This is a genomic window from Citrobacter sp. Cpo030 (assembly GCF_030333005.1).
Classification (GTDB): Bacteria; Pseudomonadota; Gammaproteobacteria; order Enterobacterales; family Enterobacteriaceae; genus Citrobacter; species Citrobacter portucalensis.
The window spans coordinates 1-24,369 of sequence record NZ_JAOWGT010000048.1 but is presented as its reverse complement, the minus strand read 5'-3'; the positions used below and the strand labels follow the sequence as shown (position 1 = coordinate 24,369).

The window sequence follows — 24,369 nt, the reverse complement described above, 5'->3', positions numbered from 1 at the left end:
AAATGGTGACAAAAAAATTACTCTCAAAGAGGTAAATCACGCGTCAAGCCGCGCCAGTGCTGGCTTTGCTGAATCGAAATAATGACCACACGAAGATTCACACTTTTGTGATGGCACTCACCTTTTAAAGCTGTATGACAAGTTATCTTTTGGCCGTCGCGATACATAAGCCGACGGAATGCAAATTACCGATGTATAACCATCGGATTGACCGGTACGGAAACCGAATTAGCACAATTATTGACATGGCAAAGTTCGGGGAGTACCGGCTTTTTTTCGGTCCCCCCTCGTAAAAGAACATCCTCCGCCCTGAACTGGAAGATGACCGCTCGTTCGCGGACATAACAAAACGATGAGGTTTTACATGCGTAAAATTAAAGGGTTACGTTGGTACATGATTGCACTGGTGACGCTTGGCACCGTGCTGGGTTACCTGACACGTAACACTGTGGCGGCAGCTGCGCCAACTCTGATGGAAGAGTTACACATCTCCACTCAACAGTATTCCTATATCATCGCAGCGTATTCTGCTGCTTACACCGTAATGCAACCCGTTGCCGGCTACGTGCTCGATGTGCTCGGCACAAAAGTTGGTTACGCGATGTTCGCCGTTCTGTGGGCCGTCTTCTGTGGCGCGACCGCACTGGCTGGCAGTTGGGGTGGACTGGCACTGGCGCGTGGCGCAGTAGGTGCCGCTGAAGCCGCAATGATCCCTGCGGGTCTGAAAGCCAGTTCTGAGTGGTTCCCGGCAAAAGAACGTTCAATTGCCGTGGGGTACTTTAACGTCGGCTCTTCAATCGGTGCGATGATTGCTCCGCCGCTGGTCGTCTGGGCAATCGTCATGCACAGCTGGCAGATGGCATTCATTATTTCCGGTGCGTTGAGCTTCATCTGGGCGATGTGCTGGCTTGTGTTCTACAAACACCCGCGCGACCAGAAAAAACTGTCTGATGAAGAACGTGATTACATTCTGAATGGTCAGGAATCACAGCATAAAAACGCGACCTCGAAAAAAATGTCGCTCGGTCAGATCCTGCGTAACCGCCAGTTCTGGGGCATCGCGCTGCCGCGTTTCCTGGCTGAGCCGGCCTGGGGTACCTTCAACGCCTGGATCCCGCTGTTCATGTTTAAAGTCTACGGCTTTAACCTGAAAGAGATTGCGATGTTTGCATGGATGCCGATGCTGTTTGCTGACCTGGGCTGTATCGTTGGGGGCTACTTACCGCCTCTGTTCCAGCGCTGGTTCGGCGTTAACCTGATCGTTTCACGTAAAATGGTCGTTACCATGGGCGCATTGCTGATGATTGGCCCAGGGATGATTGGTCTGTTCACCAGCCCGTACATTGCTATCGCCCTGCTGTGCGTCGGCGGCTTTGCTCACCAGGCGCTATCCGGTGCGCTGATTACGCTTTCTTCTGACGTATTTGGTCGTAATGAAGTGGCAACGGCAAACGGCCTGACCGGTATGTCCGCCTGGCTTGCAAGTACGCTGTTTGCACTGGTTGTTGGCGCACTGGCTGACACTATCGGCTTTAGCCCGCTGTTCGCCGTACTGGCGGTATTCGACCTGCTCGGCGCACTCGTTATCTGGACGGTCTTGCAAAACAAATCGGCCAGCGAAGTCGATTCGGGCTCACAGACAGGCGATCCCGCTCCGCAAAATTAACCCGCTGTTGTTCATCAAGGGTATATAATGCGAAGCCGCCAGTTATCTGGCGGCTTTTTTATCGCCGCGAGTGGAGCAGTAATCGCAAAAGTGGTATAACAAATATAGTCTGCCGTATCATGCCTGGAGCGCATATGGAAATCACCGAACCACGACGTTTGTACCAACAACTTGCTGCTGATCTGAAAGAACGCATTGAGCAGGGCGTCTATCTGGTGGGTGACAAACTCCCCGCCGAGCGCTTTATCGCCGATGAAAAAAATGTCAGCCGTACCGTGGTTCGTGAAGCAATTATCATGCTTGAGGTTGAGGGCTACGTTGAGGTGCGCAAAGGATCGGGGATCCACGTCATTTCCAACCAACCCAGACATTATGTTGCGCCAGATGAAAACCTGGAATTTGCCAGCTACGGTCCTTTCGAGCTGCTCCAGGCGCGTCAGCTCATTGAGAGTAACATTGCCGAGTTTGCCGCCACCCAGGTGACCAAACAGGACATCATGAAGCTGATGGAGATTCAGGAGAAATCACGTAACGAAAAAAGCTTTCGTGACTCCGAGTGGGATCTCCAGTTCCATGTGCAGGTCGCCCTGGCAACGCAGAACTCGGCTCTGGCCGCGATTGTTGAAAAAATGTGGACTCAGCGTATTCACAACCCCTACTGGAAGAAATTGCACGACCACATCGACCTGCGCACGGTTGATAACTGGTGTGATGACCATGACCAGATCCTTCGGGCGCTGATTCGCAAAGATCCTCATGCCGCCAAACTGGCGATGTGGCAGCATCTTGAGAACACGAAGCAGATGCTGTTTAACGAAACCAGCGATGATTTTGAGTTCAATGCAGACCGTTATCTATTTACCGAAAATCCGGTCGTTCACCTCGATACAGCGGCTAACAGCGCAAAATAAACAATCTTATCAATGCAGGCGCGACCACGCGCCTGTTTCTGACACTTGGTAAGCGTTAGGTATAAAGTGTCAGCCTGTGTAAATCCTCTCGCCTCCCTCCATTGCGATAAGCAAAATCACAGTTCAACAACCGTAATTTCTATAACGGACTACGTTGACCTTTGTTACAATTAGATGCTGTTTGAATTTTTGTGTTTAAGAGCTTGCTAACTTCACAACTTTACAGGGAATAGTTCAGGCCGTGAGTTTGTAACAGACCACAAGTCATGTAAAAAATATTAATAAAATCGTGGTGTTACAAAATCCAGAAAACCGGCATGACGACAACCGATTCTCCAGGAATATTGAATGGAACTACTGACTCAATTACTAAATGCTTTATGGGCTCAGGATTTTGAAACGCTGGCCAATCCTTCCATGATTGGCATGCTCTATTTTGTACTCTTTACGATTTTGTTTCTGGAAAACGGACTGCTGCCAGCAGCCTTTTTACCTGGCGACAGCTTGCTGGTACTGGTCGGCGTACTTATTGCCAAAGGCGCAATGGGTTTTCCGCAAACGGTACTGCTGCTCACCACCGCAGCCAGCCTTGGTTGCTGGCTCAGCTATATACAAGGTCGATGGTTGGGTAATACCCGCACCGTGCAAAACTGGTTATCTCATCTTCCTGCACATTATCATCAGCGTGCGCATCATCTGTTCCATAAGCATGGCTTGTCTGCGCTGCTGGTCGGCCGCTTTATCGCGTTTGTCAGAACATTACTGCCGACCATCGCAGGATTGTCCGGCCTGAACAATGCGCGCTTTCAGTTCTTCAACTGGATGAGCGGACTGCTTTGGGTCCTTATTCTCACATCGCTGGGCTATCTGCTGGGCAAAACACCGGTGTTTCTCAAATATGAAGATCAGCTGATGTCTTGCCTGATGCTGCTTCCTGTGGTGTTACTGGTGTTTGGTCTGGCAGGTTCACTGGTTGTTCTTTGGAAAAAGAAATACGGGAACCGAGGGTAAATTATGCTGAAATCATGCATAACGCTCCGACGACTTGCCTGGTCCACCACTTTTATGTTGTTCATCGGCGCGTTGCTCCTGACCTGGTCGGTCATTCGCCAGCAGGAGTCAACGCTTGCCATTCGTGCCGTAAACCAGGGAGCCAGCATGCCTGATGGCTTCTCTATCTGGCATCACCTGGATGCCAACGGCATTCGTTTTAAAAGCATCACTCCGCAAAATGACGCCCTGCTGATTACCTTTGATTCCAGTGCACAGAGCGCAGCGGCAAAGGTCGTACTGGATCGAACGTTACCGCACGGTTTCGTTATCGCTCAGCAGGATGATAATAATCAGGCGGTTCAGTGGTTATCCCGCTTACGTGAGACCCCACACCGTTTTGGTTAATTTCCAGAAATCTGAATTAGATCACTCACTTTGGTGATTTCACCGTTTAGCGCCTATGATTAATAAACTGGGTTTATGACCCAACGTTTTATTATTCTGGAGCATCGACCCTAAACGACGAGGTCGAATCACAATGGAAGGTTCAAGAATGAAATACCGCATCGCTTTGGCAATTAGCCTTTTCGCTCTCAGTGCCGGCAGCTACGCCACCACCCTCTGTCAGGAAAAAGAACAAGACATTCAGCGGGAGATTAGCTATGCCGAAAAACACAACAATCAGAGCCGTATCAATGGGCTGAACAAAGCGCTGAGCGAAGTCAGAGCAAACTGTACTGACAGCAAACTGCGCGCCAACCATCAGAAAAAGATCGCCGAGCAGAAAAATGAGATTGCCGAGCGTCAACGTGACTTAGCCGAAGCTAAGCAAAAAGGCGATGCGGAGAAGGTAGCAAAGCGTGAACACAAGCTTGCTGAAGCTCAGCAAGAGCTAAAAGAACTCGAGACCCGCGATTACTAAGTACGGTAACTAGCCACTCAACTGGAGAAAACTATGTCGAAAGATAATGCTACGGAAAACCTGCGCGCTGAGCTGAAATCTCTTGCGGATACGCTTGAAGAAGTACTTAGCTCCTCTGGCGATAAGTCGAAGGAAGAGATGAGTAAAATTCGCAGCAAAGCCGAACATGCGCTGCGCGAGAGCCGCCATCGTCTGAGTGAAACCAGCGATGTAATTGCCAAACAGACCCGTGAGGCCGCGGCTAAAGCCGATAACTACGTGCGCGAAAACCCATGGACAGGCGTCGGCATTGGCGCTGCAGTCGGTGTGGTGCTTGGTGTACTGCTGTCGCGCCGTTAACAATGGCTGATTCTCAACACGCACAAGGTCCAGGCAAAGGCGTACTGGGTATTGGACAGCGGATCCTGACGATTCTCGTTGAGATCGTAGAAACACGGCTGCGGCTGGCCGTCGTTGAGCTGGAAGAGGAAAAAGCCAATCTCATCCAGATCCTGCTGATGCTTGGGCTGACTATGCTGTTCGCGGCGTTTGGCCTGATGAGCCTGATGGTGCTTATCATCTGGGCCATTGACCCTCAATACCGCCTGAACGCCATGATTGCCACCACCGTTGTGCTGTTGCTGTTAGCGCTGATTGGCGGGATATGGACGCTGCGTAAAGCACGTAAAACAACGCTGCTACGCCATACACGCCAGGAACTCGCTAATGACAGGCAAGCCCTGGAGGATGATGCATAATGAGCAGCAAAGTCGAACGTCAAAAGCGTAAGGCGCAACTGCTTGGACAGATCCAGCAGCAACGGCTGGATCTGTCTGCGACTCGCCGCGACTGGCTGGAAGCCACCGAGGTCTACGATCGTGGCTGGAAGACGCTACTGAACCTGCGTGGCTGGGTGTTGGTCGGGAGCAGTATTATGGCGGTTCGCACCATCCGCAACCCGAATCTGCTGGTACGCTGGGCTAAGCGCGGCTTTAGCGTCTGGAGTATCTGGCGTCTGGTGAAATCGACCATCAGACAGCAGCAACTGCGCGGCTAATCCTTTACTTACCCCCAACCTCAAAATTTTTGAAAAATACTGACAGTTTTCCTTGCTAACAATTCTCATTAAGCACGTTTATGATTCTCTCCATCGACAGCAACGACGTGCTCTGCAGCGTCGATGCACAAAAAAACACAATAAGCCGCCTGAGTGGTTTCCTGGAGAGTATGATGAAGAAATTAGAAGATGTTGGTGTACTGGTAGCGCGCATTCTGATGCCAATCCTGTTTATTACCGCAGGTTGGGGAAAAATCACCGGATATGCGGGTACCCAACAGTACATGGAAGCCATGGGCGTCCCAGGATTTATGCTGCCGCTGGTGATTCTGCTTGAGTTTGGTGGCGGTCTGGCAATTCTGTTCGGTTTCCTGACCCGTACAACTGCGCTGTTCACCGCAGGCTTCACATTGCTGACAGCGTTCCTCTTCCACAGCAACTTTGCGGAAGGTGTGAACTCCCTGATGTTCATGAAAAACCTGACCATCGCAGGCGGTTTCCTGCTGCTGGCTATCACCGGTCCAGGCGCATTTAGTATCGACCGCGTGCTGAATAAAAAGTGGTAATCAAGCTATACTGAACACATCAAAAAGCGAGGAGATATCTCCTCGCTTTTGCTATCTGAGGAGGCGAAAATCATGGGACAACTGATTGACGGCGTCTGGCATGACACCTGGTACGATACCAAATCAACCGGTGGAAAATTTCAACGTTCTGCATCGGCTTTCCGTAACTGGCTCACCGCGGATGGCGCGCCTGGCCCGACCGGTGAAGGTGGCTTTGCTGCCGAAAAAGACCGCTATCATCTGTACGTTTCTCTGGCCTGTCCGTGGGCGCATCGCACACTGATTTTGCGTAAACTCAAAGGGCTGGAACCGTTTATTTCCGTTTCCGTTGTGCATCCGCTGATGCTGGAAAACGGCTGGACCTTTAACGACAACTTCCCGGCGGCAACCGGCGATACCTTGTATCAGCACGAATTTCTTTATCAGCTCTATTTACACGCCGATCCGCACTACAGTGGTCGGGTGACCGTTCCGGTACTGTGGGACAAAAAGAACCACACTATTGTCAGCAACGAATCTGCAGAAATCATCCGCATGTTTAACACCGCGTTTGATGCGCTGGGCGCGAAAGCCGGAGATTACTATCCCCCTGCCCTGCAAAGCAAAATCGACGAGCTGAACGGCTGGATTTATGACAACGTTAATAACGGTGTGTATAAAGCCGGATTTGCCACCAGTCAGGAAGCCTACGACGACGCCGTGGATAACGTCTTTCAATCTCTGGCACGACTGGAGCAGATCCTTGGGCAACATCGTTACCTGACCGGCGACCAGTTAACCGAGGCCGACATTCGCCTGTGGACCACGCTGGTACGCTTTGATCCCGTGTATGTCACCCACTTCAAGTGCGACAAACACCGGATTAGCGACTATCTGAACCTGTACGGTTTCCTGCGTGATATCTACCAGATGCCGGGTATTGCGGAAACCGTCAATTTCGATCATATCCGCAATCACTACTTCCGTAGCCACAAAACCATTAACCCAACCGGCATTATTTCTGTTGGGCCGTGGCAGGACCTCAACGAACCCCACGGGCGTGACGAGCGTTTCGCCTGATTTACACTGGCCCCCATCTGGGGGCTAAATAATTAATACCGCAAATATTTACCATCATTTCATTCACAGCTATTCTTAATTTGATTGCTTTAAAAACAAGTAATTGAATGCAGAACGAGGCAAAAATGGATTGGTATTTAAACGTATTAAAGAATTACTTTGGTTTTGGTGGCCGCGCGCGTCGTAAAGAATACTGGATGTTTGTGCTGGTCAACATCATCTTCACGTTCGTGCTGGGTATTCTGGACAGAATGTTTGGCTGGGAGCGCGCCGGTGGAGAAGGCATATTAACGACGATTTACGGGGTTCTGGTCTTTATTCCGTGGTGGGCAGTACAGTTCCGGCGTTTACATGACACCGATCGTTCAGCCTGGTGGCTACTGGTGCTGCTGATCCCGATCGTAGGCTGGCTGGTGATCATCATTTTCAACTGCCAAAACGGGACTCAAGGGAGCAACCGCTTCGGCGCTGACCCTAAACAACCATCCTGACGTCATACACCCTTTTGTAGGCCGGATAAGGTGCAATTGCACCGCATCCGGCGGAACAGTCAGACTATTTACCCGCAAACAGCTTGGGGATTTCCCGCAGACACCAGGATTTCGCCTCGCCCATGCTGTCACGACGCCAGGCCATAATAATATCTATCTCGCTTGTCGATTCCGGACTAACGACCCGCAGCCGACCAGCCGCAATATCCTCTTCCACCAGCGGGTACGGCATCGTCGCCACGCCAAGTCCTGCCAACAGCGCCTGACGTTTATCTTCTATCGTACTCACCGTCAGACGCGGCTGCTTATCCAGCAGTTGAACCGTCAGCACCGGACGTTCACGGGCGGTATCCGCCACCGCGATCCCACGGTATTTAACGCGGGTGACTTCCGATAACGGTTCCGGCTCCTGATGGATGGGATGATCCGGGGCCGCTACATAGACGTTCATCAGCGAGTACAGCTTGCGCGAGTTGATTTCTGAGGATGAGCGAAAATGCATATCCGGCGCAATCACGATATCCGCCCGCCCCTGCTCAAGACGCTCCCACGCCCCGGCCAGAACTTCGGTAATAACGGAAAGCTGGGTATTGGCCTTCCCGGCAAGCCTGTCGATCAGCGGGAAAAACGCCGCCGTCGGCACCAGCGCTTCGGTTACGATGGTCAGATGCGTTTCCCAACCGCGAGCCAATGCTTCGGCATCGGTGGTCAGTTTATCCGCAGCTTCCAGCAGTACGCGCCCACGCTCCAGCAGCATACGCCCAACGTTAGTGAATTTTGTGCGGTGGCCTGAACGGTCAAACAGCACCACGTCCAGCTCTTCCTCCAGCTTCTGCATGGTATAGCTAAGTGCGGAAGGAACGCGTCCCAGTTCATCTGCCGCAGCAGCAAAACTACCGCGCCTGTCTATTGCGTCCATGACGCGTAACGCTTCAAGCGTTAAAGCCCTTTCTTTGGCCATCTCGTTCTCATTCAGGAAATTTGAACATACCGGGCAGAATATCTGGCTAACAATGCAGCGTCTAGCCATTTAACATAAAAGGAAGTAAAGAGAGGTCAAGAACTATGATTACTACCCGTACAGCCAAACAATGCGGGCAAGCAGACTACGGCTGGCTGCAGGCCCGTTATACCTTCTCCTTTGGACACTATTTTGATCCTAAACTGCTGGGTTATGCCTCGCTGCGTGTTCTGAACCAGGAAGTTCTGGCACCGGGGGCCTCTTTCCAGCCACGGACCTATCCGAAGGTGGATATCGTCAATCTGATCCTCGAAGGGGAAGCGGAGTACCGAGACAGCGAAGGCAACCATATCAAGGCCAAAGCAGGTGAAGTTTTGCTGCTCGCGACACAGCCCGGGATTAGCTATAGCGAACACAATATCAGCAAAGACAAACCGTTAACCCGGATGCAGCTCTGGCTGGACGCCTGCCCGCAGCGTGAAAACGCCTGTGTACAGAAAGCCACGCTGGGCACCGGTAAGCATCAGTTGCTGGCCTCGCCGGACGGTGAACAAGGCAGCCTGCATCTGCGCCAACAGGTATGGGTGCACCACGTTGAGCTGCAGCAAGGTGAATCGTTGAGTTTTCAGTTACATGGGCCACGTGCTTATTTACAGTCGATTCACGGCAGATTCCATGCGGTGACGTCTGGCGCCGAAAAAGAAGCACTCACCTGTGGCGATGGGGCATTTATTCGTGACGAAACTAACATAACGTTAGTCGCCGATACCCCGCTGCGCGCTTTGCTGATAGATTTGCCCGTATAGTCAGGGAAAACAATGGAGTACGACTATTGAGCAAGAAATCATCAAAAAAACGCCAGCCTCAGGTTGAGCCGAAAAAACAGGAAACAGTTACCTTCGGCTATGAAGAAATGCTGACAGAGCTGGAAGCAATTGTGGCCGATGCCGAACTACGGCTGGAAGACGAAGAAGCCGCCTGAACAGGCGGCTTAGACTTATGCCGGGTAGCGGCAACGCCTTACCCGGCCTATAGATTAATGTGCCTTACTGGCCATGATCTCAATAATCTGCTTGTCGGTTTCCTGCATTGAACGACACGCCAGCGCACACAGGTTAGCGATAGATTGTTCCACGTTATGCGCCACAATCCCTTCGTTGCCGGTTACAGCAGTATCATCCAGCGCCATCAGCACCGCTTTCCACGCCGCGGAAGCACTGGTTGAGACTTTCATCGCGCAGCTGTTTGAAGCGCCATCGCATATCATTCCGCTCACGTCGCCAATCATGCTGCTGATCGCCATCGCGATGGTGTTGTAGCGACCATCTACGATCCATGCCATCCCCGCTGCTGCCCCCATCGCCGCCGTGGTTGCTGCACACAGTGCAGACAAACGCGGAAGTTGATGATGGATGTAGATAGCGCTCAGATGAGACAACATTAGCGCACGTGCCAGTTTCTCCTCATCCGCGCCAAAGTGCTCGGCCACCACCATCACTGGAACAGTCGCGGTAATGCCCTGATTACCGGAGCCGGAGTTGCTCATGGCCGGCAGAGTCGCCCCGCCCATTCGCGCATCCGATGCCGCACTGGTGCGGATTAGAATAGAGGTGGAGAGATCGTTCGCCAGCAGGCCACGCGCACACTGCTTCTCAAGCGTGGTTCCGATGTGCAATCCCCAGTTACCGCGCAGTCCTTCCTGAGACAGCGCACCGTTCAGTTTTGCCGCATCGAGGATAAAGCGGATCGACTCAAACGGTACCGCGTTCACGAACGCCAGAATCTCTTCCAGCGAGGTGTGAGACAACACCGCCAGCGGCGACTCCTGTTCCTCTTCCTGAGCATTCTGTTCTGTGGTGAACACTACGCCCTTATTGGTCTCGATGTGCACAATGTTGGTATGACCGCCCACAATCGTCACGCACGCCCATCCTTCAGCGCTGTAAACCTTCGCGCGGGAAAAGAGGATATCCTCGCAAGGCTCCTGCAGCATCACCGCAACCTTGCCAGCGCTCAGCATCGCTTTTGCATCGGCGATCGCTTGTGGCGACGCATCTTTCAGTACCTCTAAACCGGCACGGGCATTTCCCCCCAGCGCACCCAGCGCCGCCGCGACAGGTAACCCGACCATTCCGGTACCCGGCACGGTAACGCCCATGCCGTTTTTCATCAGGTTCGGTGAGACCCACGCGTCAATGCGTTCAACCGCGCCGTCCAGCTCAGAGGATGCAACCGCCGCCGCCAGAGCCAGAGAGATAGGTTCTGTGCAGCCCAACGCAGGCTTAACTTCTTCCTGCACTGCGCGGATAAAACTATCCCATAATGGATTCAATGTAGTCTCAAACATAACAACAACCTTTGCTCAAATATCTCAGGAAAATGCCAGGAACGGAGAAACGCACAACAGCAGGCCCGTGAAAATAATCAGATACAGGGAAGCGCCTTTGTATTTGTGCAGTGCAGGAACTTTGTAGACCAGCCAGGCCGGGATCAGACAACCCACCATGCCGAAGATAGGGCTACAAATAGAGGTGAAGCTCAGTACCGGCGCGTTGAGCACAATTGCGCTCCAGGCCAGCAGGATGGCAAAAATCATAATGCCGCGCTGAACAAAGGTTTCGTTGATTTTCTCAGCCGGCATATAGCGGCGCAGAATGTTCATCACGATCCCTTGAGTCGCTTCACGGAAACCTAAGTAGACACCGAAGAAAGCGGTCATAACGGCGAAAATGTTCAGAATAACGCTGACGATTTTCACCCAGCCAGCACCCGCACCATTGATAAATTGCGCGGCAATCGCCAGAGCGGAAATGTTCTGCTCATAAGCTTTAACCGCTTCGTCGTGGCCCATCGCCAATGTGAAGGAAACGGCGTAGAAAAAGACGGTAACAAACAGAATACCGAACGCGATGTTCATGGCACGCAGAGCTTTATGGCGCGCCACTTCGATGGATTTGTTGCGTGAACGGTATGAGATAACCATCGGGCTTAAGGTCTGAATAAACAGAATCGAGGTCAGCGTAAACGGCAGAGTGATGATCGCATTTTTGATCAGCAGCGCCATCGGCGGCAGTGAACCTGCGTTATGCAGATGCCACATCCCTACCATCGACACGCCAAGCGCTGCCACAACCAGCAGCTTGGTCAGTACCATACCGGTGGAGATTTTAAACAGCATTTGTTCCCCGCGTGACGAGATAGCCACCAGGATGCAAATCAGTACCAGGCCATAGAACGGGCTGTCGGACAGTAAACCTTCCGTCACACCAAACGTGTGCAGATAAGAGGCGCTGTCATTGGTGATGGCGGTGGAATAAACGAACATCCAGATAACCAGCATCACAAAATACAACGCACCTAACAGGATGCCCCAGTTCTTACCCAGATAGCCGCTGATCACGCTCGGGTAGTCTTTACACTCTGGGGACTCAGCCAGCGTGTTGATAAACAGGCGCTGGAACAGGTACATGGCTGGGTAACCGATGATAGAGGAGAGCAAGAACACCCACAGCCCCATCAATCCTACCTGGACAGGAAGAAAAACAATCCCCGCGCCAATTGCCATACCGATACTCATAATGACCCAGCCGGTATCCGTGCTGTCGAATTTAATAGCTTCGCGCCATTCGCTTTCGGTCATTCCCGCCCGACGTGCCGGAGCAGATGCGTCGAGTATTACGCTACTATTCGTTGCCGTTTCCATAATTTTCCGCTCAATTTGTAGGTAGAGGTTTTTATATTTTTTTCGTACTGCATCAATGCGATACGCAGTACTTAGGTGCAGGTGAGCTATTGGAGTAATGAAGAAATCATACGCGCAGGATCAGAGAAAAACTTCACAAAAAAACCCCTGTAATTTCTAAAAGTTAAGAAATAATTTCTCTTTTATATGCATATATAGAATGTAATTTCTATTTTTGAAGCCGATCACAACAAAAAAGGTGCACTAAAGTGCACCTTTTTTATTCTGCTATGTTGATTAAATCATTAATTGCCGGATGGCGGCGCTTACGCCTTATCCGGCCTACAAACGCACCCTTTCATCTCAGGTACAAACCACTTTAATCGCCAGGCCACCGCGTGACGTTTCGCGGTATTTGTCGTTCATATCTTTGCCCGTTTCATACATGGTCTCGATCACTTTATCGAGCGAAACGCGTGGCTCAGATGTGCGACGTAGCGCCATACGTGCGGCGTTGACGGCTTTTACCGCGTTGATCGCATTGCGTTCAATACACGGTATTTGCACCTGTCCAGCAACCGGATCGCAGGTCAGCCCCAGGTTATGCTCCATGGCGATTTCCGCCGCAATACAAACCTGCGACGGGCTACCGCCGAGCAACTCGGTCAGCCCGGCAGCCGCCATTGAACAGGCTACACCAATTTCACCCTGGCAGCCGACTTCAGCACCAGAAATAGAGGCGTTCATCTTATACAGCGCGCCTATCGCCCCAGCGGCCAGCAAATAACGAGCAATGGAGTTTGCATTTACCGGACGGCGGAACTTGTCGTAATAGGCCAATACGGCAGGGATAATCCCACATGCTCCGTTGGTCGGTGCCGTCACAACCCGGCATCCGGCAGCGTTTTCTTCGCTCACGGCCAGCGCGAACATGTTGATCCAGTCGATAACGTTCATCGGGTCGCTGGACAGATTATCGCTGGAAACCAGCAACCGGCGTAATGCCACGGCGCGGCGCGGGACGTTCAATGGACCCGGCAGGACGCCTTCGGTGTTCATGCCGCGCTCGATTCCGGCTTGCATGACGTCCCAGATGGCGGCAAAACCAGCATCGATTTCTTCTTTGCTACGCATCGCCAGTTCGTTCTGCATCATCAGGCCGGAAACGGATAGCCCGTTGCGCTCGCACAATTTCAGCAGTTCGCTGGCGGAATGAAAATTGTAGGGCACGTGTGCTTCAACATCATGCGCCTGACCAAATTGCTCCTCTTCAACGATAAAACCACCGCCGACGGAGTAATAGGTTTTGCTTAATAGCGTCTCGGTGCCGTTCCATGCGGTGATACGCATGCCATTTTCATGGCGCGGCAGCGTTTCGGCGTGAAAGAGGATATTTTTGTCTGGGGAGAAATCGACAATATGCGTGCCCTCTGCAACCGGTAAACGTCCGGTACGGGCCACTTCCTGAGTAAAACCAGCGATAGAATCTATATTAACGTTTTGCGGACTGTTACCGGCCAGTCCCATCATGATGGCGACATCTGTCGCATGACCTTTTCCGGTCAGGGAAAGCGATCCATAAAGATCGACCACAATATGCGTAGCTTTGGGAAGTTCCCCGCAGCTGACCAACAGATCGATAAAGCTTTTACCTGCGTTCATTGGCCCCACGGTATGGGAGCTGGAAGGTCCAATGCCAATCTTAAAAATATCGAATGCGCTAATCATATCCACACCCTCGGATTGCCGTTCAGTGAAGACCAGGTTTCACACTCATTAAGGATCGGGGCGATCCTGAGATCGCCCCGCAAGGGATTACAGCGTGTCGCCACGTACGGCGATGGCTTCAATCTCCAGCTTCACATCCTTGGGTAAGCGGGCGACCTGCACGCAGCTGCGCGTGGGGTAGATTGCCTTATGCTCATCAAAGAACTGCTGGTACACCTGGTTAATGGTGGCGAAGTCGTTCAGGTCGGAAACGAAAACGGTCGTCTTCACGATATCGCTTACTTTCAAACCTGCGGACTCGACGATCGCTTTCACGTTTTCCAGACTTTGACGCGCCTGATCGGCTACGTTTTCAGCCACTTCACCTGTCTGTGGACACACCGGGATTTGACCTGACGTCAACACCATGCTGCCCAGATCCACACCCTGTACGTAAGGCCCAATCGCCCCTGGCGCACATTCGGTTGCAATTACTTTTCTCATAGCCCCTCCAGCGTCAAAGCGCCTGGGTGAAAGTACGTGAAATAACATCCTGCTGCTGTTCGCGGGTCAGCGCGTTGAAGCGCACCGCATAGCCAGACACGCGGATCGTCAGGTTCGGATAGTTTTCCGGGTGCTCAATGGCATCCATCAACATTTCACGGTTCATAACGTTAACGTTTAGATGCTGACCACCTTCCACATGTGCTTCATGGTGGAAGTAACCGTCCAGCAGACCGACCAGGTTGGTTTTACGCACTCCATCCTCTTTGCCCAGCGCTGCCGGCACAATGGAGAAGGTGTACGAGATACCGTCTTTGGCATAGGTGAACGGCAGTTTGGCAACCGAGGTTAACGACGCTACCGCACCTTTGCGATCGCGGCCGTGCATCGGGTTCGCCCCTGGCGCAAACGGCGTACCTGCGCGACGTCCATCCGGCGTGTTACCGGTTTTCTGTCCGTACACCACGTTGGAGGTAATGGTCAGAATGGACTGCGTCGGCACCGCGTTACGGTAGGTTGGCAACACCTTAATTTTCTTCATAAAGCGTTCGACCAGGTCGCAGGCAATGCTGTCTACGCGCTCGTCGTTGTTACCGTATTGCGGATAGTCGCCTTCGATTTCGAAATCAACCGCCAGACCATTTTCATCGCGAATCGGTTTCACGCGAGCGTATTTGATAGCCGACAGAGAATCCGCCGCCACGGACAGACCCGCCATACCACAGGCCATCGTGCGATAGACATCACGATCGTGCAGCGCCATCAGCGAAGCTTCGTAGCTGTACTTGTCGTGCATATAGTGGATGATGTTCAGCGCGCTGATGTACTGCACCGCCAGCCAGTCCATAAAGTGGTCCAGGCTCTCCATCACCGTGTCGTAGTCCAACACGTCATCCATCAGCGGTGCCGTTTTCGGCCCGACCTGGATTTTCAGCTTCTCATCCACGCCGCCGTTGATTGCATACAGCAACGTTTTGGCGAGGTTGGCACGCGCCCCGAAGAACTGCATTTGCTTGCCGATAACCATCGGGCTGACGCAGCAGGCAATGGCATAGTCATCGCTGTCAAAGTCGGCACGCATCAGATCGTCGTTTTCATACTGCAAAGACGAAGTGATGATAGACACCTGGGCGGCGTACTTTTTGAAGGCAATCGGTAGCTGCTCAGACCAAAGCACCGTCAGGTTCGGCTCAGGTGCCGGGCCCATGGTGTGCAGCGTATGCAGATAGCGGAACGAGTTTTTCGTCACCAGCGTGCGGCCATCCAACCCCATACCGCCGATAACTTCGGTCGCCCAGATAGGGTCGCCTGAGAACAAGGTGTCGAATTCCGGCGTACGCAGGAAGCGCACCATACGGATCTTCATAATGAAGTGGTCGATCAGCTCCTGCGCCTGCTGCTCGTTTAAAATTCCCGCTTTGAAATCGCGCTCAATGTAGATGTCGAGGAACGATGCGGTACGGCCCAGCGACATAGCGCCACCGTTCTGAGATTTCACCGCAGCCAGGTAAGCAAAGTACACCCACTGCACCGCTTCCTGCGCATTACGCGCCGGACGGGAGATATCGCAGCCGTATTTCGCCGCCATTTCCTGCATTTGCAGCAGGGCGCGACGGTGTTCAGACAGCTCTTCGCGCAGACGAATCGTGGCTTCAAGATTCTGGCCCCACTCCAGGTTCGACTGGAGATCGGCAAACTGCAGTTCACGCTCACGCACCAGATAGCGGATACCGTACAGCGCGACGCGGCGATAGTCACCGATGATACGACCACGACCGTAACCATCCGGCAGGCCGGTCAGCACCCCGGATTTACGGCAGCGCAGCATATCCGGAGAGTAGGCGTCGAATACGCCCTGGTTATGGGTTTTACGCAGTTCAGTAAACTGGTATTCAAAATCAGCATCCATCTCACGACCATAAGCATCAAAAGAGCTTTTGATCATGTTGATGCCGCCAAAAGGATGCAGAGCGCGCTTGAGCGGCTTATCCGTTTGCAGACCGACGATTTTTTCCAGTTCTTGTTCAATATAACCCGCATCATGCGCGGTTATCGTGGTAGCAATATTGGTATCGAAATCAACCGGCGCGTGCGTCGAGTTTTCAATACGGATGCCCGCCATAACTTTTTCCCACAATGCAGTGGTCGCAGGCGTTGCTTCGGCGAGGAAAGATTCATCCCCTTCATAAGGCGTATAGTTGTGCTGAATAAAATCACGGACATTAATTTCTTCTTTCCAGTCCGTACCTTTAAAGCCATTCCAGGCTTCGGCATACAGCATATCGCTGGTATCGATATTTACCTTCATGAAAAATAATCTCTCTGCTGAAAATTAATTATGCAAATTCTACTGGTGTATTAATTTTGCCTAAGGCAATGGCATCACGTGCAATCATTTTCTCTTCATTTGTGGGAATTACCGCACAAATAACACGAGTATCTTTATTAGAGATAATTCTTTCGCCATGGGAATTTGGCAGGCTATTCATCTCGCTGTCGATATTCACACCTAAAACGGCAAGGTGTTCAATAACCAGACGACGAATTAATACCGAGTTCTCACCAATTCCGCCGGTGAAAATAATCCCATCAAGACGATGCAGCGATGCGGCATGTCCGGCGATATGGCGTGCAATACGATGCACAAACGTTTTAATCGCCAGCTGCGCACGCTCATGTCCCTCGTGCCAGGCTTTTTCTAACGTACGTAAGTCAGAGGACAAACCGGAAATACCCAGTAAACCGGACTCTTTATTCACTACGCGCTCAAGGTCGCTCAGCGTCTGGTTGGTTTCGCTGGCAATCCACGCCATGGCGCCGAAATCGACGTCGCCGCTGCGTGTGCCCATCATCAGCCCTTCCAGCGGCGTCATGCCCATTGAGGTATCAACGCTCTGTCCATTACGTACCGCACAGATTGACGCGCCGTTGCCCAGGTGCGCCACAACCAGACCGGAGTCATCACTCTGCAGGTCGAGAAGCTCATGCGCTCGCTGAGAAACATAGCGATGCGACGTGCCGTGGAAGCCATAACGACGAACGCCCAACTCCTCAAAATATTTCCACGGTAAACCGTACAGATAGGCCTCAGGAGCCATCGTCTGGTGGAAGCTGGTATCAAATACCGCAACCTGCTGCACACCCGGGAAAAGGTGCTGAGCGGATTCGATCCCACTCAGGTTCGCATAATTATGTAGCGGTGCTAATGGTGATACCCGGCGAATATTATCGATAACTTCGTCAGTAATAATTGCTGATTCAGTAAAGATATTTCCGCCGTGGGCAATGCGGTGGCCAATTAAGGCCACGCTGTCCATTAAATTACGTTTCTCTAGTTCAACGGCAATTGCTTTTAATGCATCTTCGTAGCTGTGGTGAGCCAGCTTAGCTGGCTCTCCTCCATTAATTGCTATGAACGCATTTTCAGAGTTAATACCGTCTGCGATCCCCGCCATTAAAACTTCACAGTTTGCTGCATCCAGCACTGAGAATTTAATAGAAGACGAACCACAGTTAATAACCAGTACTACCGGAAACTCATTCATTTCACTACTCCGCTCATCCTGAGCTTAAGGATTAGAACAGTTTGTAGACGATGTTCAGGATGGTCAGCAGACCAATCGCGGTAACAAACACGTTATCCAGACGGCCACGGTATTTCGCCAGTGATGGCGTTTTACGGATGGCATACATCGGCAGCAGGCAGAGCAGAGAGGCAATAATCGGCGCGCCCATTGCTTCAATCAGGTCCAGGATGTTCGGGTTGGCGTAAGCCACTACCCAGGTGGAGCCCATGATGAAGATCATGCTGATGGTATTAAGTTTGCCGGCAGAAACTTTCGTTTTATCGCCTTTGTAACCAAACTTCAGCACCAGACCGTTCAGACCTTCCAGCGTGCCCAGATAGTGGCCGAAGAAAGATTTGAAGATAGCAACCAGTGCGATGATTGAAGCACCGTACTCCAGAACGGTCGCGAAGGTGGACTTCGTACCGGACAGTGAAGCGAAGTGGTTTGCCAGGTAAGACAGTACTGGAATGTTCTGTGCTTTCGCATCCGCCATGTTTGCCGGAGACAGCGTGAACAGGCAGCTAAAGGCGAAGAACATAACCACGGCAACCATCAGCATACTGGCGCGAGAGATGATTTTAGAACACTTCTGCTCGGTGAACTCGCGACCAAAATCTTTCTCATACTCTTCACGTTTGGAGACCACGAAGGAAGAAACAATCGGTGAGAAGTTGAAAGAGAACACCATGATGGAAATACCCAGCCACACGGTAACCAGGATGCCGTCATGGCCGGTCAGTGCGATATTGCTGAGATCAACCTGATCGATAACCGCAGAGTTCCAGTATGGGATCAGGGACAGAGAAATAAGCACCAGGCTGGCAATGAACGGCCATACCAGGTAGCTCATCACTTTAACCATCAGATCTTTACCAAACCAGATGACGAATGCCATCAACAGCAGCAGGAAGAGTGCCACGAAGCCACGGTTTAACGCTGGCATCTGCAGCTGGTTTTCCCAGAAGGTCATAAAGGTGTTGGTAATGGTGACGCCATAAATCCACAGCAGCGGACAAATCGCAAAGAAGTAGAGGAACGTGATAACCACGCCACCCGTTTTACCAAAATGCTCTTCAACCGTTTCTGTGATGTTGCCGGAAGGGTTAGAACCGGAAAGACACAGGCGTGCCAGCGCACGGTGGCAATAGAAGGCGATGGGGTATGCTAGCACCAGCATGATCAGAATGGGGATCAGTCCGCCAAAACCTGCGCGGATAGGGAAGAACAGCACCCCAGCGCCGATGGCTGTACCAAATAAACCCAGTGTCCAGGTGGTGTCCGATTTGCGCCAGGACGACTGTTTTGTCTGGCTGGATACAATGCTATCAGTAGTACTCATATCCTATCCTCAACGAAGTATATTAAGCGTCAACTAAACCAGTAATTTGAGATACACGAGAAAGGTCGATATTACCGCCAGAAATAATGCTGACTGTTTTTCTGTTCTGGATATAGCTATCTAATTTCCCGCTTAATAATGCTGCGCATGCCAGCGCGCCGGCACCTTCAGTCACAACTTTATTTCGCTGAATTAATGCCACCATGCTGTTGCGAATTTCGTCTTCGCTGACCAGGACAATGTCATCCACCAACTCACGAACAATTTCATACGTTAAAGTACCCGGGCGGGAAACGTCACAACCATCCGCCAGGGTGCCGGTCGTTCGGTGCGTGGTTATTTCTCCAGCGTGGAAAGAAGCCGCCATGCCGTGAACGTTTTCAGACTGCACGCCAATAATTTTAATGGTCGGGTTAATAGATTTAATTGCCACCGCAATACCAGCAATCAGTCCGCCACCGCCAATTGGCACAATCACGTTATCGACATCGTACAGATCTTCCAGAATTTCCAGACCAATAGTGCCCTGACCAGCAATAACTTTCGGGTCATCATAGGGTGGAATAAAGATACGGCCTTCAGTTTCCACAATCTCGCTAACCTTAGCGATGGTGTCGTTGAAGTTGTCGCCGTGCAGTACAACTTCTGCAGAATAATCGCAGGTTGCCGCTACTTTAGACTTCGGAGCGCCTTTCGGCATCACCACTTTGCCGTCGATTCCGAGCATAGCGCAGGAGAGAGAAACGCCTTGCGCATGGTTACCTGCAGAGCAAGCCACCACGCCCTTACATCTTTCAGCTTCGGTTAATGAACTGAGCTTGTTAAAAGCACCACGGATTTTAAATGAACCGGTACGCTGCATGTTTTCAAATTTGAGGAAAATTTCCCCTTTGCAACGTTCACTAAAATAGTTAGAGCGAGGCATTCCCGTTTTATAAATTTTCCCCGCAAGTCTTTTTTTCGCTTCGAGGATATCTTCAATTGCAACTGGGAGATCGTATGTAATGTGCATTAGAACCTCTTACCTGGGTATTAAAGTAAATAGATAGCCGTGACCATTGTCAGATATAGACAGATGGCGTTTATTTCGTGTTAAAACAAATTCAATTTTTAATCAATTTCAATTAATTGCCTTCGTCTCCGACAATTATATGATGAATACTCTTTGGCTAATTCCACCAAAATAGATGCTGCTTTTTTAATTCGATAATTTTTCGACCACACGGCGGCATAACGCGCGACGGGTAAAGTTTCTTCTACCGGGATAGTAATAAACTGGTTTGAGCCAAACGGTGTGGTCATATCGCAGGGAATTACTGTTAAGAAATCAGCATTGAGAACAAGATTATAAATCGTAACGACAGAGTCTGTTTTAACGATGTTTTCACTGCTGATGCCATTATTCTGTAACGTGGTAAGAAGTTCGCTGTAGTACCCCATATTCGTTTGTGGCAACACCCACTGTTCGTTTTTCAACGCGCTCAGCGAGGTGATGCCGGTGCATGTTCGGGACTTGCTGGCAATCAGGATAAAGTCTGACTCAAAGAGCGGCTCAACGTGCAGATCATGCAGTTTCATCTCATCACTCAGCGTACCGATGGCGAAATCCAGACGTCCGTCACGAATCGCCGGTAAGAAGGAGGAGAGCTGAGCTTCATACATAGAAACCTGCGCCTTCGGGAACACTTCTTTGAATTTTTTAATCATGCCGGACATGATGGTGAAGGCAATCAGTGAAGGAAAGCCAAACGACACATCAACGACCGCGTTGCTCGTCATGCTGTTCATCTCATCAACCATGTTTTTCATTTCACGGGTAATAGATTCAGACCATGAGAGCATCACCTGACCTGCCTGAGTCAATGTCACACCAGTATTTTTACGTACTACCAACTCAATACCAAAATAAGCCTCAACATCATTGATGATTTTACTGACAGCGGGTTGAGTTAAACCTAATTCTTTTGCAGCTGAGCCGATAGAACCGCTTCTAATGACTTCCTGAAAGACCACTAAGTGCTGTGTTTTAGGGAGTGTAATAGTATTCATATCGACCTGCGTTAATTACTTTGTTGACGGCAGGAAGTGTACCAAATTAAGCGAACAAGGATATGTGCTACCCCTCACAAATCCCCTTGACTTACATTTTGTAAGACTATCGTTAAAATTTAAATCACTTAATAATCATATAGATATGAATTATCGATCTCGCTTTATCCTGACTTTAATCAAAAAAAGATGGGGGGATAACGATTTTTTATGGCTATAACACCTCCATTTTTTCCACTATTTTTTAAAACCATGAAAGGCTATATTTCAATCAATTACAGAACAATTATCAGGCAAGATGGCGCTTAAATTTAATAAACAACTTATCAAATTTAATTATATTTTAATGATTATGGCGATTAAATAACGTTATGCATCACATTTTTTCGCCATATTTGTTTGTAAAGAAACATTACATTTATTAAAATTCAATCTAAAAAACACAAACAATTATCATATGTAACATCACATTAACACTGATTTTGTGCGATTTATTAGCAAGTAATTTTGTGATGGCGATCGATTGCGTTCGATTATTCTCGATAAAAACGTATCGCACAGCGTTTTGTGTTGGTCGTCACAAAATTAGAAATATCCCACAACGTATTCCCTCAAATAAAAGACGTTCAGCGCATAAATAAAGGTCAAATAAAGAGTAGATGAAGAGAAAATAAACGCCAGAATCGTGTTAAACCAATCATAACGCGACAGGGAAAACGTCTGCCGGATGGCGGTGTAAACACCTTATCCGGCCTACAAAACCCGTTCCTGCCATCCTTGTAGGCCTGATAAGCGCAGCGCCATCAGGCATAACAACCAGTGCGGTGATTCAAAACCTACAAAGCAAAAACCCCGCCGAAGCGGGGTTTTATAAAGAGTGAAGCTGACCGATAAGTCAGGAAAAATCAACCATACGTCAGGCATCTGTGGCGTTTGTGTTGTCTTGTATCACAGACTGTATCCCACTTTGTATCACAACGATAGTCCTGAAATTTACTCGCTATCAGCCGTGTCGAAGCTTTTGCTGTACGGGCAATGTTTCGACTTCGTGATATAGGTAAACGTGTAAATGCTATTGCTATAAACACAGAGAGTCCGACCATTTTCCATCGTCGATTGATCTGGGTTACTCATCGTTATTCGACCCGCGCTGGCGTTAAACGGCAACAACAAACTGCAAAACATCAATACAGAACCTTTCATCCTTAACCCCTCAATGTTCGTTTTTCACCAATCACTACTACTTAGCAATCTTCAATCTCCTTAGGCGATTATAGTAACCATATTGATCAATTTTACCGATCGATTTTATAATATCAATCGATTAAAGTAATCTAAGCACATCCATGTGTTTGCCTATGGTGCACAAACTTTACTCAACTAATGAGGCTGTTATGAAAAAGATTGTTGCGGTATTTCTGGGGGTTAGCATGTCCAATTGCGTGCTGGCGAGTGATGGATCGCCTGAACTGAAATCAGAAAGCCAGGCTGTTATTCGTAATGCTGGTTATCAATGTGACAAAGTGAATGGTGTCTTCCCTGCTGCTTTTGGTGGCTCAGTCACTGTGTTCTGCGATGACGTATATCAGTACATAATTAAGGACAAAGGCGGGCGGTATACCGTCGAAGTTAATGATTAAGGACTTGTATCATGGCAATGAGGTCTTGCAGAGAGTGTGGGTAAAACTCAAGTAGCCAAAACGAAAACGGCTGGAGTGTTTACTGTTTCATACATGCGCCCTTCGGATAACTAGCGTTTTTCATTCGACTGTAAATTATCTGATGACAACGTGATTTGGACAGAGTCAGGTCAAAGTTCTAACCGTTGGCGGGGCACTGGTAATGTTGAATTTAATGTGGTGTTTATGGTTCGAAATGACGAACTCACAGTGAAAGAGTTACACGCGGACTCTGACGACTGAATCGCCACGGATAATCTAGACACTTCCGAGCCGTTGATAATACTGGTTTTCATATTCTGTCGGTGACATCTGTTCGCTAGAACCATGCCGACGCTTACTGTTATAAAACATTTCGATGTAATCAAAAATATCACTGCGGGCTTCTTCCCGCGTTCCGTAGATCTTTTTCTTTATCCGTTCACGTTTCAACAACTGGAAAAAACTTTCTGCAACCGCATTATCATGGCAGTTACCGCGACGGCTCATGCTACCCTCCAGGCCGTGTGATTTCAGGAACGACTGCCACTCATGGCTTGTGTACTGACTGCCCTGATCCGAATGAACCAGCACCTGTTTTTCGGGATTACGCCGCCATACAGCCATCAGCAGTGCGTTCAGGACAATGTCCTTTGTCATCCGGGATTGCATGGACCAGCCGATAATTTTGCGTGAGAACAGATCAACAACAACGGCAAGATACAGCCAGCCTTCGTGGGTCCTGATGTAGGTTATGTCCGTTACCCAACGCTCATCAGGAGCATCCGGATTGAACTGTCGCTGGAGCCTGTTGGGTGACACGATACTGGCCTCGCCTTTACGTGCCCGCGGGCTTCGGTATCCGACCTGAGCCTTTATTCCGACACGTTTCATCAGTCTCCAGACTCTGTTTACTCCGCACTGTTGCCCGCTGTCACGCAGATCCAGATGGATTTTGCGATAACCATAGACGCATCCCGACTCCAGCCAGAACTGTTTAATCTGTCCTGTCAGTCTCAGGTCTGCCTGATGGCGTTGTGAATGCGGCTGCTGAAGCCAGGCGTAAAAACCACTGGGATGAACATCCAGCACCCGACAGAGCAGGCGAACAGGCCAGCAACAGGAGTTGTCACGGATAAAGGCGTACCTCAGTCGGACAGCTTTGCGAAGTACGCCGCGGCTTTTTTTAATATGTCCCGTTCGTCGGTAACCCGTTTCAGCTCTTTCTGGAGACGGCGGATCTCGGCCTGAGCATC

At 50.2% G+C, this 24,369-nt stretch carries 25 protein-coding genes and 1 pseudogene; 14 read left to right on the top strand and 12 right to left on the bottom strand.

Annotated features, from left to right (window positions below):
* The first annotated feature begins 364 nt into the window (after positions 1-364).
* The 11 genes from OGY37_RS06185 to OGY37_RS06135 all read left to right on the top strand — a co-directional run bounded on the left by OGY37_RS06185 (position 365) and on the right by OGY37_RS06135 (position 7,644).
* Positions 365-1,666 carry an MFS transporter gene (locus tag OGY37_RS06185; protein ID WP_003828557.1) on the top strand — a complete coding sequence of 434 codons (1,302 nt, stop codon included), beginning with the start codon at positions 365-367 and terminating at the stop codon, positions 1,664-1,666.
* Between the two features lie 134 nt (positions 1,667-1,800).
* Positions 1,801-2,577 (top strand): transcriptional regulator ExuR, encoded by a 777-nt coding sequence (exuR, locus tag OGY37_RS06180; protein ID WP_003828559.1) that lies wholly within the window; start codon positions 1,801-1,803, stop codon positions 2,575-2,577.
* A gap of 348 nt (positions 2,578-2,925) precedes the next feature.
* Positions 2,926-3,588: a DedA family general envelope maintenance protein YqjA gene (yqjA, locus tag OGY37_RS06175; protein WP_003828561.1), complete on the top strand. Its 663-nt coding sequence runs from the start codon at positions 2,926-2,928 to the stop codon at positions 3,586-3,588.
* An 18-nt stretch (positions 3,589-3,606) separates the two neighbouring features.
* Positions 3,607-3,975 carry an EnvZ/OmpR regulon moderator MzrA gene (gene mzrA / locus OGY37_RS06170; RefSeq protein WP_162623447.1) on the top strand — a complete coding sequence of 123 codons (369 nt, stop codon included), beginning with the start codon at positions 3,607-3,609 and terminating at the stop codon, positions 3,973-3,975.
* A gap of 148 nt (positions 3,976-4,123) precedes the next feature.
* Positions 4,124-4,492 carry a DUF1090 domain-containing protein gene (locus OGY37_RS06165; RefSeq protein ID WP_032934183.1) on the top strand — a complete coding sequence of 123 codons (369 nt, stop codon included), beginning with the start codon at positions 4,124-4,126 and terminating at the stop codon, positions 4,490-4,492.
* Between the two features lie 33 nt (positions 4,493-4,525).
* Positions 4,526-4,831, top strand: coding sequence for an ElaB/YgaM/YqjD family protein (locus tag OGY37_RS06160; protein ID WP_003024832.1), 306 nt, complete (start codon positions 4,526-4,528; stop codon positions 4,829-4,831).
* 2 nt (positions 4,832-4,833) lie between these two features.
* Complete coding sequence (locus OGY37_RS06155; RefSeq protein WP_003828567.1) at positions 4,834-5,229, top strand: phage holin family protein; 396 nt, start codon at positions 4,834-4,836, stop codon at positions 5,227-5,229.
* The gene (locus tag OGY37_RS06150; RefSeq protein WP_003828569.1) at positions 5,229-5,528 is read left to right on the top strand and encodes a YqjK-like family protein; all 300 of its coding nucleotides are present in this window, start codon (positions 5,229-5,231) and stop codon (positions 5,526-5,528) included. Before OGY37_RS06155 ends, OGY37_RS06150 begins: the two co-directional genes overlap by 1 nt.
* A 173-nt stretch (positions 5,529-5,701) precedes the next feature.
* Complete coding sequence (locus OGY37_RS06145; RefSeq protein WP_003024847.1) at positions 5,702-6,094, top strand: DoxX family protein; 393 nt, start codon at positions 5,702-5,704, stop codon at positions 6,092-6,094.
* Positions 6,095-6,166: 72 nt separating this feature from the next.
* A complete protein-coding gene (yqjG, locus tag OGY37_RS06140; protein WP_286620349.1) occupies positions 6,167-7,153 on the top strand; it encodes a glutathionyl-hydroquinone reductase YqjG in 987 nt (328 codons plus the stop codon).
* A 125-nt stretch (positions 7,154-7,278) separates the two neighbouring features.
* On the top strand, positions 7,279-7,644 hold the full coding sequence (locus tag OGY37_RS06135; RefSeq protein ID WP_003828575.1) for a DUF805 domain-containing protein: 366 nt from the start codon (positions 7,279-7,281) through the stop codon (positions 7,642-7,644).
* Between the two features lie 64 nt (positions 7,645-7,708).
* On the opposite strand, the gene yhaJ is transcribed toward OGY37_RS06135, so the two are convergent.
* On the bottom strand, positions 7,709-8,605 hold the full coding sequence (gene yhaJ, locus OGY37_RS06130; RefSeq protein ID WP_003024855.1) for a DNA-binding transcriptional regulator YhaJ: 897 nt from the start codon (positions 8,603-8,605) through the stop codon (positions 7,709-7,711).
* Positions 8,606-8,709: 104 nt separating this feature from the next.
* On the opposite strand from yhaJ, the gene OGY37_RS06125 reads away from it, so the two are divergent.
* Together OGY37_RS06125 and OGY37_RS06120 are read left to right on the top strand one after the other, a co-directional pair.
* Positions 8,710-9,411: a pirin family protein gene (locus tag OGY37_RS06125; RefSeq protein ID WP_003024860.1), complete on the top strand. Its 702-nt coding sequence runs from the start codon at positions 8,710-8,712 to the stop codon at positions 9,409-9,411.
* 26 nt (positions 9,412-9,437) lie between these two features.
* The gene (locus tag OGY37_RS06120; protein ID WP_003828578.1) at positions 9,438-9,587 is read left to right on the top strand and encodes a protein YhaL; all 150 of its coding nucleotides are present in this window, start codon (positions 9,438-9,440) and stop codon (positions 9,585-9,587) included.
* Between the two features lie 54 nt (positions 9,588-9,641).
* On the opposite strand, the gene OGY37_RS06115 is transcribed toward OGY37_RS06120, so the two are convergent.
* From OGY37_RS06115 to OGY37_RS06070, 10 genes are all read right to left on the bottom strand, one after another.
* On the bottom strand, positions 9,642-10,952 hold the full coding sequence (locus OGY37_RS06115; RefSeq protein ID WP_008785880.1) for an L-cysteine desulfidase family protein: 1,311 nt from the start codon (positions 10,950-10,952) through the stop codon (positions 9,642-9,644).
* 24 nt (positions 10,953-10,976) lie between these two features.
* Complete coding sequence (locus OGY37_RS06110) at positions 10,977-12,308, bottom strand: SLC5/6 family protein (RefSeq protein WP_003828582.1); 1,332 nt, start codon at positions 12,306-12,308, stop codon at positions 10,977-10,979.
* Positions 12,309-12,650: 342 nt separating this feature from the next.
* Entirely contained in the window at positions 12,651-14,015 is a 1,365-nt protein-coding gene (gene tdcG, locus OGY37_RS06105) for an L-serine ammonia-lyase (RefSeq protein WP_286620347.1), read from the bottom strand.
* 87 nt (positions 14,016-14,102) lie between these two features.
* Positions 14,103-14,498 (bottom strand): enamine/imine deaminase, encoded by a 396-nt coding sequence (locus tag OGY37_RS06100; protein ID WP_003828585.1) that lies wholly within the window; start codon positions 14,496-14,498, stop codon positions 14,103-14,105.
* Between the two features lie 13 nt (positions 14,499-14,511).
* A complete protein-coding gene (pflB, locus tag OGY37_RS06095) occupies positions 14,512-16,806 on the bottom strand; it encodes a formate C-acetyltransferase (RefSeq protein WP_043017750.1) in 2,295 nt (764 codons plus the stop codon).
* Positions 16,807-16,834: 28 nt separating this feature from the next.
* Positions 16,835-18,043, bottom strand: a complete 1,209-nt coding sequence (gene tdcD / locus OGY37_RS06090; protein ID WP_286620345.1) for a propionate kinase — start codon at positions 18,041-18,043, stop codon at positions 16,835-16,837.
* Positions 18,044-18,074: 31 nt separating this feature from the next.
* Positions 18,075-19,406: a threonine/serine transporter TdcC gene (gene tdcC / locus OGY37_RS06085; protein ID WP_079938296.1), complete on the bottom strand. Its 1,332-nt coding sequence runs from the start codon at positions 19,404-19,406 to the stop codon at positions 18,075-18,077.
* 22 nt (positions 19,407-19,428) lie between these two features.
* Positions 19,429-20,418: a bifunctional threonine ammonia-lyase/L-serine ammonia-lyase TdcB gene (gene tdcB, locus OGY37_RS06080; protein ID WP_003828594.1), complete on the bottom strand. Its 990-nt coding sequence runs from the start codon at positions 20,416-20,418 to the stop codon at positions 19,429-19,431.
* A 98-nt stretch (positions 20,419-20,516) separates the two neighbouring features.
* Positions 20,517-21,455, bottom strand: coding sequence for a transcriptional regulator TdcA (gene tdcA / locus OGY37_RS06075; protein ID WP_286620343.1), 939 nt, complete (start codon positions 21,453-21,455; stop codon positions 20,517-20,519).
* 993 nt (positions 21,456-22,448) lie between these two features.
* Complete coding sequence (locus OGY37_RS06070; RefSeq protein ID WP_071681678.1) at positions 22,449-22,658, bottom strand: hypothetical protein; 210 nt, start codon at positions 22,656-22,658, stop codon at positions 22,449-22,451.
* A gap of 191 nt (positions 22,659-22,849) precedes the next feature.
* Here OGY37_RS06070 and OGY37_RS06065 point away from each other — a divergent pair, with 191 nt between their 5' ends.
* Positions 22,850-23,095, top strand: a complete 246-nt coding sequence (locus tag OGY37_RS06065) for a hypothetical protein (RefSeq protein ID WP_057687788.1) — start codon at positions 22,850-22,852, stop codon at positions 23,093-23,095.
* 297 nt (positions 23,096-23,392) lie between these two features.
* Here the strand turns inward: OGY37_RS06065 and OGY37_RS06060 are convergent.
* Positions 23,393-24,369 (bottom strand): annotated as a pseudogene (locus tag OGY37_RS06060) (IS3 family transposase); the annotation flags it as partial.